Here is a 12,806-nt window from a genome sequence, read left to right as displayed (position 1 = left end):
GGGCGGGATATTCTAGGCTGCGCGCAGACCGGGACCGGGAAGACGGCGGCGTTCGCTCTACCTATTTTGCAGAGATTGGAGCATTACCAAAGGGATGGGGGAAAGCGGCCGATTCGAGCGTTGATTCTGACGCCGACCAGGGAATTGGCTTTGCAGATTGAGGAGAGTTTTGGCGCCTATGGCCGGCATATGAACCTGCGTCATGCTGTAGTATTTGGAGGAGTATCTCAGGCGCCGCAGGTGGAAGCGCTGCGCAGGGGCGTAGATATTCTGGCAGCCACGCCTGGACGTCTGTGGGACCTCATGAACCAAGGGTATATCCGGTTAGATAGGGTGGAGATTTTTGTACTGGATGAAGCTGACCGCATGTTGGATATGGGATTTGTCAACGATGTCAAGCGGATTGTGGCAAAACTTCCCCAGAAGAAGCAGACCCTGTTCTTCTCGGCGACTATGCCGCCAGAGATTATGGAACTGGTCGATTCTTTACTCAGGGATCCGATGAAGGTCGAAGTGACGCCTCAATCTTCTACAGTGGATCTGATTGACCAGTCAGTTTACTTTGTGGATAAGAAGAACAAACGCCGGCTGCTGGTTCACCTATTGCAAAGACCTGAAGTGACCTCCGCGCTGGTATTTACCCGGACCAAACATGGCGCCGACCGGGTTACCAGAGAATTGGGGAGGGCGGATATCAAGGCCCAGGCCATCCACGGCGATAAGTCTCAGAATGCCAGACAGCGGGCTCTGCAAAACTTTAAAAACGGCCGCATTCAAGTGCTGGTTGCCACCGATATTGCCGCGCGCGGCATCGACGTAGAAGAGATTTCCCATGTTTTTAACTATGACCTGCCCAATATTCCGGAGACTTATGTCCATAGGATCGGCCGGACCGGCCGGGCAGGGACGCGGGGAACGGCTATCTCCTTTTGTGATGGGGAGGAAAAGGCTTATCTTGCGGACATTGAAAAGATCATTGGTAAGCAGGTGCCAGTAGCAGAAGAGCATCCCTATCCTATGCAGATTTTGGGAGCGCCTCAGCACCAGCAGGCAGAAAAGAAAGAGCCACGGGGAAAAGAAAGTTCATCACATAAAAAGAGACCTTCTGAAAATAGAAATCATACCAAGCAAAAGAAGGCTGCTCTGCCACAGGAAGCAAAGAAGCCGGGAAGCTCTGAGCAGAAATCACAGCATCCCCATCGCAGTAAACAAAGAGAACGGCGAAATAATCGAATTCCGAAGAATTTCGCTGCGGGCATCACCACCCGCCCCAATCCTTGGGGCGATATTTTTTCAAAATAATACAAGCAAAGGATGGTTCGATTGATCACAGTAACCGACGTCGGCTTGCAATACGGCGGACAAAAGCTTTTTGACCATGTTAACCTAAAATTTACTCCAGGTAACTGCTATGGCGTTATCGGCGCCAACGGAGCAGGCAAGTCCACCTTTTTGAAGATCCTCTCAGGAGAGATTGAACCCAACAGCGGCAGTGTGGAAATCCCGGAAAACACCCGTATGTCAGTGCTCAAACAGGATCACTTTCAGTATGACAGCTTTCCGGTGATGGATACCGTCATCATGGGAAATCCCCGGCTCTATGAAATCATGAAAGAAAAAGAAGCCCTTTACATGAAGGAGGATTTTACAGAAGAGGACGGGGAAAAGGCTTCTGAGTTGGAAGGGGAATTCGCAGAAATGGGGGGCTGGGAAGCGGAAACGGAAGCCGCTCAGATCCTCCAAGGGCTGGGAATTTCCTCCGAAGAGCATACAGCTATGATGTCGAGCCTGAAAGACAGCCAAAAAGTTAAGGTGTTATTAGCCCAGGCGCTGTTTGGCCATCCAGAGATTATCCTGTTGGACGAGCCTACCAACCATTTAGACGTCAAATCCGTTAACTGGCTGGAGGATTTTTTGCTGGACTTTGTAGGTACAGTCATTGTAGTGTCCCATGACCGGCATTTTCTCAATACGGTATGTACACATATTGTGGATGTGGATTACAACAAAATCAAAATGTATGTGGGCAACTATGATTTCTGGTATGAATCCAGCCGTCTGATTCAACAGATGATGCGGGATCAAAATAAGAAAAACGAAGAAAAAATTAAGGAACTACAGAGCTTTATCCAGCGCTTTTCCGCCAACAAATCCAAATCAAGACAGGCGACTTCCCGCAAAAAACTGTTGGATAAGCTGACGGTAGAGGAGTTGCCGGCTTCTTCCCGCCGGTACCCTTGGGTTTCCTTTCAGCCGGAGCGGGAGCTGGGAAAAGAGATCCTGGAGGTCAATGACCTTTCAAAAACCATTGACGGCGTCCAGGTGTTAAACCGGGTTTCCTTCCGGCTCAACCGCACTGATAAGGTGGCGTTTATCGGGGATGAACAGGCGGCTACCGCTTTGTTTAAAATCCTAACTGAAGAGATACAACCAGATGCAGGAAGCTTTAAGTGGGGGATCAGTACGTCCCAGTCCTATTTCCCCAAGGATAATTCCGCCTTTTTTAACGACTGCGACCTCAATCTCATTGACTGGATGCGTCAATATTCCTCTGACGAACATGAAAGCTATGTCCGTGGATTTTTGGGCAGGATGCTTTTTTCAGGGGATGAGCCGCTTAAGCCCGCAAAGGTATTGTCGGGCGGGGAAAAGGTGCGTTGCATGCTGTCCCGTATGATGCTGTCCGGCGCTAATGTGTTGATTTTTGATCAGCCTACCAACCATCTGGATCTGGAATCCATTACGGCGCTGAACAATGGGATGATGGATTTCCCTGGAGTGATCTTATTTGCCTCCCACGATCACCAGTTGATCCAGACAATCGCCAATCGAATTATTGAATTTACCCCCGACGGTATTATTGACCGTATGTCCACTTATGACGAATATCTGGAATATCGGGGCTGAGTTTTGAGATGAAAAACCGCATTTATTGCGGTTTTTTTACTTTTTCCTCCCTCGTGTTGACTTTTTTCTAACTTCATATTATGCTAATAAAAGCGACATAAATGATATATATATATGGGGAGAATATCATGCTTTTCAAAGAGTTCGAGAATCCAGAAAAACCGGTTGTAGTATTGTTGCATGGCGGTGGATTATCCACCTGGGAATGGCAGCCCCATATTGAGGTGTTACAAAAGGATTTTGCCGTAGTGGCAGTTACAATTGACGGCCACGGGGAGGATGCGGAACACCCTTTTATTTCTATTGAAGATAGTGCGGATAAGCTAATTTCCTATATTGATGATAAATATCATGGGCAAGTGTTTGGAATCTGTGGATTTTGCTTGGGCGGACAGATCGCTGTTCAGGCATTGTCCCTTCGTCCGGATTTGGCTCGATGTGTAGTGTTGGAAAGCGTCAACATTGCAAGCAGTGAAAAAAGAGCTGTTAGGAGCATTAAAATGATGCACACATGCTATCCTCTGCTGCAGCAGCGTTGGTTTGCAAAGCTCCAGTCCGGGCAATATCAGGTGGCAAAGGAAAATGCCGATGACTTTTACAACAATGTCAATGGAATGCTAGTAGAAAGCTTGGAAAATGTTTATCGGTCCAGCCTGACCTTTGCACTGCCACCTCAATATAAAAACAACACGGCGAAGGCCCTCGTTTTATGTGGGACCAAAGAAAAGTCTTCCATGCAGGAATCGGCACGGCTGCTCTCCAGCGCTAAAGTAGACAGCATGCTGAAAATGATTGAAAAAGCCCGTCATGGCTTTAGTATGAAGTCTCCGGAAGAGTATTTAGAGATTGTATCCCGCTTTTTCCGGACAGTTAGATCATAAAAACATTGAAAAGGCTCACCGGATATGATAAAATATTTTGTAATGCTTTTTTGAAAGGACGAGAGGCGGATGTCAGGACATTCCAAGTGGAGTAATATCAAAAGGAAAAAAGAAAAAACCGACAGCCAGCGAGCCAAGATCTTCACCAAGATCGGCAGAGAGATCAGTGTGGCGGTCAAAGAGGCGGGACCTGACCCCGATAGCAATGGAAAATTGCGGGATTTGATTGCCAAGGCTAAATCTAATAATGTTCCCAACGACAACATTGAACGTATCATTAAAAAAGCTGCTGGCGGCGGCGAAAAGAATGATTATATTAATATTACTTATGAGGGTTATGGCCCCAGCGGCGTGGCTGTCATTGTAGAGGCTTTGACCGATAACCGCAATCGTACGGCAGGAGATCTTCGCCACTACTTTGACAAGTTTGGCGGCAATCTGGGCCAGACCGGCTGTGTCTCCTTTATGTTTTCTCAAAAAGGTGTCATCGTGATTGATAATGAAGACAACCAGCTGGACGAAGAAAAGGTCATGGAGGACTGCTTTGATGCAGGCGCTGTAGATTTTAGCTTTGAAGAGGATACGGTTGAAATTTTTGCCGATCCCAATGAATTGCGGAATGTGAGAGAGGCACTTGAGAAAAAAGGCTACTCCTTCCTCTCTGCTGAAGTTGAGATGATCCCCTCCACCTATACGAGGATTGGTGATCCTGATCAAATGACAAAGATGCAGCGATTGCTGGAACATCTCGATGATAACGACGATGTGCAGAATGTTTGGCACAACTGGGAAAATGAAGACGAGATGGCAGAAGAATAAAATCAGAGAAAAAGCCGGAACGGTTATGCCGTTCCGGCTTTTTGTAACTATACTGTAAATCGAAGGACTAAAAGATCAACAAACTTTGACGGAGATGTGAAAAAACGGTAGATTATCAGCTTCATAACTTGCATGAATTGAAAAAACAAGGTATGATATAACTAGATAGATGTGCAATTACCCAATTTTTTTATTGGATGAATAAAAATAAAAGATAAAATACACTAGAAATTGAAGTGCAATTGTTATAGCCGGCAAAAGCCGGAGTTGCCGCGATGAAAGTAATCAGGAGTGATAGAGGAATGAACAACAACCAACTGACCCTTTGTCCTAACTGCCAGAATATTTTAGACGAGACTGGGCACTGTAGTGAATGCGGATATACTTCTAATGAGCGACTTTCCCCCTTGGTGAGTGGATTCCTACTCAAGGATCGTTACATTATTCAGGAGGTAAGAGACAGCAACCCAGAAGGTTTTACATATGTAGGACATGATAATGATACAGACACAACGGTCATCATTCGGGAATATTTGCCTGCAAATCTCTGTAAAAGAAATCTAGACGACGGAATTGTAGTAGTTACACAAGGTAAAGATGCGCAATATAAAGCTCTTATGATGGATTTTATCGATCTAAATAAGGGACTCAAAAAGCTCAATGGTATGGAATGTATTGTGCCCATGCTGGATTTATTCGGCCAAAACAATACGGCATATGCGGTTTATCAGCAGATAAAGACGATTACTTTGGATGAGCTGGTAACACGGGCCGGGGGAAAAATTAAGTGGGAGCAAATCAGCCAGCAGATCATAATCTTGCTCAATACCCTTTCGGCGGTCCATGAACTGGGCATCATCCATCGGGGATTCTCGCCAGAAAATATCCTGATTGACCCATCAGGGAACCTTTGGATCCGTTCTTTCTGTACAGCATCGGCAAGAACAGAGGGCAGCGAACTGGGAGCCCAGCTTTATAAGGGCTATAGCGCTCCGGAGCAGTATTCCCTCAATGGGTGGCAAGGAACCTGGACGGACATCTATGCCATTGCTGCGGTAATCTACCGGTCTATTACGGGGATTATCCCTCCACCTTCCACTGATTATGAAAAAATGCAACGGCTTCCCTCCGCTATGGACGTGGATTTTGACATACCTTCCCATGTATCCGACGCTTTGGCGGAAGCAATGGTAGCTGATACCGATCGGCGAATTCAGACTGTGGAAGGGTTTGTGGCTAAATTAACAGGCAAGGTGGGAATATCCGATACCTGTGTGTATGATACCAAAACCTATGTGAAACCAGAAACAAAGGAAACGCAAATTTCTGAGAAAAAACAAATTAAGAAGCGTAATCACAAATATACGCTTATTACAGCGTTGGTGACAGGTATCATTCTCCTTGCCGTTGCCGGTACAGTATTTTGGCAGATTTTCCAGGCTAGAAGAAATCCGGGGCCGGACGCCAGCACATCTCAGAGTTCAGACGGCACATCTGCCTCGGGAGAAAATGAGCCATTGACGGTGCCCAATTTGGTCGGTTCCTTTATCGAGACTGTGAAGTTAAATAAGAATGTGACGGATTATTTTAACCTTGATATTAAGGAAGCCTATAGTGAGGATTTTCCGGAGGGCGTTATTTTTGCCCAGGATCCTGATGAAGGGGAGACGGTTCTGGGTCAACGTGGTACTATTACGGTAACAGTGAGCAAAGGTTCTGAAATGGTCAAGATGCCCAATATTGTCGGTTATACTCAGGAACTTGCAGAGCGCACCTTGACAGATTTGGGAATTAAATATGAGATTGTACCGGTCTACGACGACACGCTGGAAGATGGCAAAGTAGCCCGCACCGATAAAGAAGTTGGGGAAGAGATTAGTAAGGACACGGACACTGTCATGATATTTATCAAAGCGGAAGGGTACGAGTCCCCCTCTGGGTCGGAAGGTGAATCCGCCTCCAGTAATCCGTATACAAAGCCATGGTGGAAGGTTGACTAAGATTTTCATTGTGTGAAACAAATAAAAGTCTGGAGTGTTATAAGCTTGGGAAGTATCAAAAAAATTGTTGCGCCCGCCTACCAGAGAATTGCCGTGGATATTGCAAATAGCATTGCGGATGGGAAGTACACAGTAGGGCAGCGTATTTCGGGTAGAACGACCTTGGCGAGTCATTATGGCGTATCCCCGGAGACTATCCGGAAAGCAGTGTGTATTCTGCAGGATGTTGGAGTTCTCAGCGTTACACAAGGAAGCGGCATTGAAATCCTTTCCATGGAAAATACTATTGAATTTATCGAGCAATACCAGAAGATACAGACGATCCGGGATATCCGGAGAAGCATTTACCAGTGGTCGAAAAACCAGAAAACTCAGCAGGAGGAATTGCTGGATAATGTCGAGCAATTGCTGAGCCTTACAGAACGATATGATGAGGTCAATCCCTTTACCCCTTTTCGATTTCATATTACCCAGGGGATGCAAAATGTAGGAAAGACCAGCTCTGACCTGATGTTCTGGCAGAATACGGGTGCCACCATTATTGCAATTAAGCGCGGGGTAGATATTATCTTGTCGCCGGGCCCTTATGCGGTTTTTCACCTGAACGACATTATCTATTTTATTGGGGAAAAAGAATGTTATGAACGGGTAAAAAAATTGTTTATGCCTGAAAAGGATGGATAAAAAGATGCCTGGTCAAGAAAGGCCAGGCATCTTTTTTTGTTTGCGCAGAAAAGTAAAAAGGCCTGTAAGTACAGGCCTTTTTTATTAGTCGCTGATGTAGGGGAGAAGTGCAAGATGACGTGCACGTTTGATAGCAACGGTCAGCTGACGCTGATGGCGTGCACAGGTACCGGTGACTCTGCGGGGAACAATTTTCGCTCTCTCAGACAGATATCTTCTCAGCTTCGGCACATCTTTATAATCGATTTGTTCAACTTTGTTGACACAGAATTCGCAAACTTTTTTGCGGCCTTTTCTGCCACGATTGGGTCTGTCAGTTCTTTCCACGGTACATAACCTCCTTTAAGAATAGGATTTACACAAAATTAGAACGGAAGATCATCGCCGAGATCAATCTCTTCGAAATCATCCATGTTGCCGCTCTCAAAAGAAACGGGAGCGCCAGCCTGAGACTGTACAGGCTCACCCGAAGCGGCTGGAGAGGCACCAGATGCATTTTTGCCTTCTACAAAGCTGACATTGTCGGCAAGAACTTCAAAGCGACGGCGCTTATTGCCATCTTTGTCAGTGTAATTAGAAACCTGAATTCTGCCGTCAATGGCGATGGCATTACCTTTGTGGAAATAGCGGCAGACAAACTCTGCAGTACTCCTCCAGGCAACGATATCGATGAAATCCGTTTGACGCTCCGCATTTCTGCTGTAAGGACGATTCACAGCGACAGTGAAGGATGTTACAGCAATATTGTTAGGAGTGTGGCGAAGTTCAGGATCCGCGGTGATTCTTCCAACAAGGATCGCTTTATTCAGCATAGTTGATGCACCCCTTATTTGTCCTCTTTGCTGACAATCAGTGTACGAAGTACGCCGTCAGTAATTTTGTAGATACGGTCCAGCTCAGCGGGGAACTGAGAGTCTGCGGTGAAATTGATCAGATAATAATATCCCTCAGTTTCATCATTGATCTCATAAGCGAGTCTGCGCTTGCCCCACTCCTCTACGGAGTCGATTGTACCGTGCTCCGCGATCAGGTTGGAGAACTTGTCTACCAAAGCTTTGACGCCTTCTTCACCCAATTTTGTGTTCAGTACCATGACGGTTTCGTATTTGGCATTTGCCATCTCTAAAACACCTCCTTTTGGACTTGTGGCCCTGTCCCAAAGACAGAGCAAGGATGTACCGTTTTATTGACGGTAACATTAAAATTATACCATGAAACAAATCTTTGTCAAGAAATGTCACAGATTTTTTGCAATGTTTTTCAGATATTCCCGGAAGTCGTCTCCTACCTCTTTGTGAGTCAGACCTACTTCCACAGTGGCCTGGAGAATGCCCAGCTTGCTGCCCATGTCATATCGTGTGCCAGTATAGGCAACACCAATCATGCTCTCCCGGTTAGCTAGCACCCGCATAGCATCGGTCAGCTGTATTTCGTTGCCGGCACCGGGCTTAGTATTTTCCAGGATGTCAAAGATAGAGGGAGGAAGGATACACCGGCCCAGAATGGCAAAATTGGACATAATCTGATCGGGTTTGGGCTTTTCAATCATATCTGTTACCTTGTAATAATTGTCGTGAAGAGGGGAGGTATCAAGGGTGCAATATTTATGGAGAAGCTCGGTAGCAACCTCTTTGATACCGACGATACCCATGCCGTATTCCTCATAGGCCCGGCATAGCTGCCCACAGGCGGGATCCTCACCAATGATAACGTCGTCCCCGTAGAGCACGGCAAAGGGCTCATCCCCTACAAAGGATTTCGCACAGTAAACGGCATGGCCCAATCCCTTGGTTTCCTTCTGGCGCAGATAACGGATTTCAGCCATGTTGGCAATGTCGATCATCTGCTGACAGACTTCGGTGCGCCCGGCATTGAGCAGTTTTTGCTCCAACTCGGGAGAACGATCAAAATGATCCTCCATTGTAGATTTGCCACGGCTTGTGATGATCAGGATTTCCTCGATTCCGGATTTGACGGCTTCCTCCACAATATACTGGATCGCCGGCTTGTCCACAATGGGAAGCATTTCCTTAGGGATGGATTTGGTGGCGGGCAGTACCCGTGTGCCAAGACCTGCCGCCGGAATGACAGCCTTTCTTACCTTCATAAAAACCTCCTGAACCGCAAATAATCGCGGCCGCCGTTCTCTGTGGCAACGGCATACCGATTTCAGACACAAAAGTGCCTTTCATAAATGGGAAAAACCCATTACATCAACATTTGATAGGACGCGGCCATGTAGCTAAAGAAGAACAGGACCAAAATAATCACGATGGTTGTGCGGCTGACACCACCCATGGAAGACAAGGCTGCCTTGACATCGGTATGTCCCAATCGCTTTTCGTGTTCTTTGATTTTTTTGATTTTGCGTATCGCAAAATATTTGTAAATTTTGGTGCCGAACATACCAAGCAAAATACTCATACCGAAAAAAACAATTCGTGAGATATTATACCACATGTTCAGTGAAGTAGATTCCAGGGTAAGAATAGAAGTTAAATTCGTTGTTGCTGCGGTCATAAAGTACTGGACATATTCTCTTACGACCAGGATAGAGGGGACAAGGCAAGCCACATATACTGCCATAAACAGGGCGCCCAGGAGATACATTTTTCGATAGAAGAAATAGATGAAATGGAAAAAGCAAGCCGACCAACTCCAACAGAAGGAACGAGTTTTGTCAGCAAGAGCCTTAAAGCGGGGCAGGTAATAGTGGGAATTCTCCCGGACATATGCCGCCACCTCTGCTGCGCTTACACCGTCGATGTCCGCATCGGGATGGACGCCACCCAAAGGGGACATCGACGCATATATATTCTGATAAGGGTTGGCGCCAGGATATTGCTGCTGTTCCTGGGCATGGAGATTATATCCGCATTTAACACAGAAAAGGGCCTCCTTGGGATTTTCTGTCTGGCACATAGGACAACGTACCATTTCATGGGATGCATCAGATTCCGGCCCAGAAGCAGCGCCATGATCCGAAGTATAGGGACGCTCCCACTGATATCCCTGCCCGTGATTTTCTTCAAATGCGCAGTGCCCCAGTTTTTGGTAGCATTCCCGATGATGGGGTGTTCCGCAGATAGGGCATACAACAATATCGTCAGCCAGTTCAAACTTTTTTTTGCAAACAGGACATTCTATTCCCACAAAATTTGCCAAGATACGTCCTCCTTTGTATGAGAATACCATGGAAAACATGATACAATCTTATTGTACAGAAAACATGTGAATAATTCTAGAAAAGAAAGAAATTTTTCTGGGTAATTTAAGGAACAATGCCATGATCAGGTGCAACCATGTTCCGCACGTTTTTTCATTGCCCCTATTATAAACGATATGAAGAAAAAAGCCAAGACGAATGACCACTACCAGGGGATTTTCTTTACTTTTCATAGGAAATCCACTATAATAAGAATATTCTGTATTCCCACAAAATCAAGAGATTCTGAAGAACGGGGCAGAGAAAGGAATCACACGGCATGCTGTTGGAATTTGAGGAATTAAAGCAGGCCCTGACAGAGTTGCGGCCTGAGATTGACAATTTAAAGGAAGCCATCAATTACGACGCAAAGAAAGCGGAACTTCAGGAGCTGGAAGAGCGGGCCCAGGATCCTTATTTCTGGAATGATGCTGAGGGTTCCCAGAAGGTAATGCAGAGAACCAAGGTGGTTAAAAACACAGTAGAGGGGTATGAAGCCCTTTGCACAGGTTATGACGACATCATGACGATTATTGACATAGCCGCCGAAGAAAATGATGATTCCCTTTATGGGGAGGCAAAGGAAGCGTTTGATAAACTTTCCGCCGATGTAGAACAGCAAAAATTGTCCACCCTCCTTTCGGGAGAATATGATGACAAAAACGCGATTCTTACCTTTCATGCGGGAGCGGGTGGTACCGAAGCCCAGGACTGGGCACAGATGCTCTACCGGATGTATACCCGATGGGCAGAACGTCATGGATTTAAATATAAGATCTTGGACTATCTGGATGGCGAGGAAGCTGGAATTAAAAGCGCATCTATCTTGATTGAGGGCATCAATGCTTACGGTTATCTCCGCTCGGAAAACGGAGTGCATCGTCTGGTCCGGGTTTCTCCCTTTGACGCGTCAGGCCGGAGACACACTTCTTTTGCGTCTCTGGAGGTTATGCCCGAAATTGGAGAAGACTCCAATGTGGAGATTCGGGATGAGGACATCAAGGTGGATACCTACCGCAGTTCTGGCGCCGGAGGGCAGCATGTTAACAAGACAGAGTCTGCGATCCGTATTACCCATCTGCCTACGGGTATTGTGGTAGCCTGTCAAAATGAGCGCAGCCAGCATCAGAACCGGGAAGTGGCTATGAAAATGCTGATTTCCAAGCTGATTCAAATTAAGGAACAGGCCCATTTGGAGCGGATTGAGGATATCAAAGGAGAACAGATGCAGATTGGCTGGGGATCTCAGATCCGTTCTTATGTGTTTATGCCCTACACCCTGGTCAAAGACCACCGCACCAATTATGAGTCAGGCAACATCAATGCGGTGATGGATGGTGACCTTGATGGCTTTATTAACGCTTATCTCAAGGCCAAAAGTTTGGGACAGATAGATTAAGCCAATGACAAAAAGCAGCCGGAAACGGCTGCTTTTTTTGATGAAAAGGCTACGGTATGTTGAATCTGAATTCTAAAGGGAAAGGTCATAGAGTGAATGCAGGAGCTCCTGGACTTCATTGACAAAACGACCTGCATGAAAGCCGTCGCATACGGCATGGTGTACTTGTAGGGCCAGGGGAAGATAGGTGTGGTGTTGCTGGCTGAAGAAACGCCCCATGGTAAAGATGGGGAGGAGATAGTCGTTGCTTTTTGGTAGGTGCAGGTGAAAGCTCTCAAAGGTCACCCAGGGTATCATGGAGACAGTAAAGACATTTTCCGGCATATTCGGCTTGGCGATAAATCCTTCTCTATCTCCATAACATGTAATGTCTTCCTGATATCGTTTTAAAAACTCCTGATAATCGCCGCAATATTCTGTCCAGATGTTGGAAAATGTCTCCGTCTGCTGATGAAAAATAGTATAAGAAGGGAAAACTACGTCATAAAAACCTAGCTCGCCATGGCTGTTTATGGCCGTGCGGAATTCTTCATGGCAATTTACAACTTTTGAAAGAACAAATAGCATGGTAGGGTAGAGTTTTAGCTTGCGCTCTCGCAGCGCGGAAATATCCAGATTTGTCGTCATACTGTAGCTACAGGGAACATGGGAATGATAATGATCGTAATATTCACTTCGCGACCAGGTGGACTTTTCTATTTTGTTCCATTTCATTTGTTCTCGACCTTCTGCTTTACGGATTCTTTGGGGAAATACGGGAAGAAAGAAGCTTCCCGACAGAAATTACTGCCTTTTTAACTGACGGATATCATTTCCATAGAAATTGAGCACACTATAGGTTCCCATCAGCCGGGATACGATTCGTTCGGTATACCGATCTCGGAGCTCGGAAAGTGTCAGATTGGTATTGA

Annotated in this window: 13 protein-coding genes; 7 read left to right on the top strand and 6 right to left on the bottom strand. The window is 46.1% G+C overall.

The genetic code is table 11. The annotated features are described in order from the left end of the window. The first annotated feature begins 9 nt into the window (after nucleotides 1–9). The 6 genes from ACZ25G_RS09535 (at nucleotide 10) to ACZ25G_RS09510 (ending at nucleotide 7,291) form a co-directional block, all read left to right on the top strand. Nucleotides 10–1,302 carry a DEAD/DEAH box helicase gene (locus tag ACZ25G_RS09535; protein ID WP_463682291.1) on the top strand — a complete coding sequence of 431 codons (1,293 nt, stop codon included), beginning with the start codon at nucleotides 10–12 and terminating at the stop codon, nucleotides 1,300–1,302. 21 nt (nucleotides 1,303–1,323) lie between these two features. Next, nucleotides 1,324–2,907 carry an ATP-binding cassette domain-containing protein gene (locus ACZ25G_RS09530; RefSeq protein WP_191481812.1) on the top strand — a complete coding sequence of 528 codons (1,584 nt, stop codon included), beginning with the start codon at nucleotides 1,324–1,326 and terminating at the stop codon, nucleotides 2,905–2,907. Nucleotides 2,908–3,035: 128 nt separating this feature from the next. Next, nucleotides 3,036–3,788, top strand: a complete 753-nt coding sequence (locus ACZ25G_RS09525; protein ID WP_463682290.1) for an alpha/beta fold hydrolase — start codon at nucleotides 3,036–3,038, stop codon at nucleotides 3,786–3,788. A gap of 69 nt (nucleotides 3,789–3,857) precedes the next feature. Then, on the top strand, nucleotides 3,858–4,607 hold the full coding sequence (locus ACZ25G_RS09520) for a YebC/PmpR family DNA-binding transcriptional regulator (RefSeq protein ID WP_463682289.1): 750 nt from the start codon (nucleotides 3,858–3,860) through the stop codon (nucleotides 4,605–4,607). Nucleotides 4,608–4,909: 302 nt separating this feature from the next. Further along, complete coding sequence (locus ACZ25G_RS09515) at nucleotides 4,910–6,607, top strand: PASTA domain-containing protein (protein ID WP_463682288.1); 1,698 nt, start codon at nucleotides 4,910–4,912, stop codon at nucleotides 6,605–6,607. Between the two features lie 45 nt (nucleotides 6,608–6,652). Then, a complete protein-coding gene (locus tag ACZ25G_RS09510) occupies nucleotides 6,653–7,291 on the top strand; it encodes a GntR family transcriptional regulator (protein ID WP_463682287.1) in 639 nt (212 codons plus the stop codon). An 84-nt stretch (nucleotides 7,292–7,375) separates the two neighbouring features. On the opposite strand, the gene rpsR is transcribed toward ACZ25G_RS09510, so the two are convergent. From rpsR to ACZ25G_RS09485, 5 genes are all read right to left on the bottom strand, one after another. Further along, nucleotides 7,376–7,618 (bottom strand): 30S ribosomal protein S18, encoded by a 243-nt coding sequence (gene rpsR, locus ACZ25G_RS09505; protein WP_191481767.1) that lies wholly within the window; start codon nucleotides 7,616–7,618, stop codon nucleotides 7,376–7,378. Nucleotides 7,619–7,656: 38 nt separating this feature from the next. Further along, nucleotides 7,657–8,103 carry a single-stranded DNA-binding protein gene (locus ACZ25G_RS09500; RefSeq protein ID WP_463682286.1) on the bottom strand — a complete coding sequence of 149 codons (447 nt, stop codon included), beginning with the start codon at nucleotides 8,101–8,103 and terminating at the stop codon, nucleotides 7,657–7,659. A 14-nt stretch (nucleotides 8,104–8,117) separates the two neighbouring features. Further along, nucleotides 8,118–8,411: a 30S ribosomal protein S6 gene (gene rpsF, locus ACZ25G_RS09495; protein ID WP_191481769.1), complete on the bottom strand. Its 294-nt coding sequence runs from the start codon at nucleotides 8,409–8,411 to the stop codon at nucleotides 8,118–8,120. 117 nt (nucleotides 8,412–8,528) lie between these two features. Next, nucleotides 8,529–9,398, bottom strand: coding sequence for a UTP--glucose-1-phosphate uridylyltransferase GalU (gene galU / locus ACZ25G_RS09490; protein ID WP_191481770.1), 870 nt, complete (start codon nucleotides 9,396–9,398; stop codon nucleotides 8,529–8,531). 101 nt (nucleotides 9,399–9,499) lie between these two features. After that, entirely contained in the window at nucleotides 9,500–10,456 is a 957-nt protein-coding gene (locus tag ACZ25G_RS09485) for an RING finger protein (protein WP_463682285.1), read from the bottom strand. A gap of 323 nt (nucleotides 10,457–10,779) precedes the next feature. Between ACZ25G_RS09485 and prfB the strand changes: the two genes are divergently transcribed. Beyond that, nucleotides 10,780–11,895: a peptide chain release factor 2 gene (gene prfB / locus ACZ25G_RS09480; protein ID WP_342680486.1), complete on the top strand. Its 1,116-nt coding sequence runs from the start codon at nucleotides 10,780–10,782 to the stop codon at nucleotides 11,893–11,895. Nucleotides 11,896–11,967: 72 nt separating this feature from the next. Here the strand turns inward: prfB and catA are convergent, their stop codons facing one another. Further along, nucleotides 11,968–12,609 carry a type A chloramphenicol O-acetyltransferase gene (gene catA, locus ACZ25G_RS09475; protein WP_463682284.1) on the bottom strand — a complete coding sequence of 214 codons (642 nt, stop codon included), beginning with the start codon at nucleotides 12,607–12,609 and terminating at the stop codon, nucleotides 11,968–11,970. Between the last annotated feature and the right edge of the window lie 197 nt (nucleotides 12,610–12,806).

The sequence above is a fragment of the Zongyangia sp. genome (assembly GCF_965361945.1).
This window is presented reverse-complemented; position numbering and strand designations above follow the sequence as displayed.

Bases quoted from the DNA above. Each gene is read 5' to 3' on its own strand.
- ACZ25G_RS09515 (WP_463682288.1), top strand. From the start codon at position 4,910: ATGAACAACAACCAACTGACCCTTTGTCCTAACTGCCAGAATATTTTA.
- catA (WP_463682284.1), bottom strand. From the start codon at position 12,609: ATGAAATGGAACAAAATAGAAAAGTCCACCTGGTCGCGAAGTGAATAT.
- rpsF (WP_191481769.1), bottom strand. From the start codon at position 8,411: ATGGCAAATGCCAAATACGAAACCGTCATGGTACTGAACACAAAATTG.
- ACZ25G_RS09500 (WP_463682286.1), bottom strand. From the start codon at position 8,103: ATGCTGAATAAAGCGATCCTTGTTGGAAGAATCACCGCGGATCCTGAA.
- ACZ25G_RS09525 (WP_463682290.1), top strand. From the start codon at position 3,036: ATGCTTTTCAAAGAGTTCGAGAATCCAGAAAAACCGGTTGTAGTATTG.
- galU (WP_191481770.1), bottom strand. From the start codon at position 9,398: ATGAAGGTAAGAAAGGCTGTCATTCCGGCGGCAGGTCTTGGCACACGG.
- ACZ25G_RS09520 (WP_463682289.1), top strand. From the start codon at position 3,858: ATGTCAGGACATTCCAAGTGGAGTAATATCAAAAGGAAAAAAGAAAAA.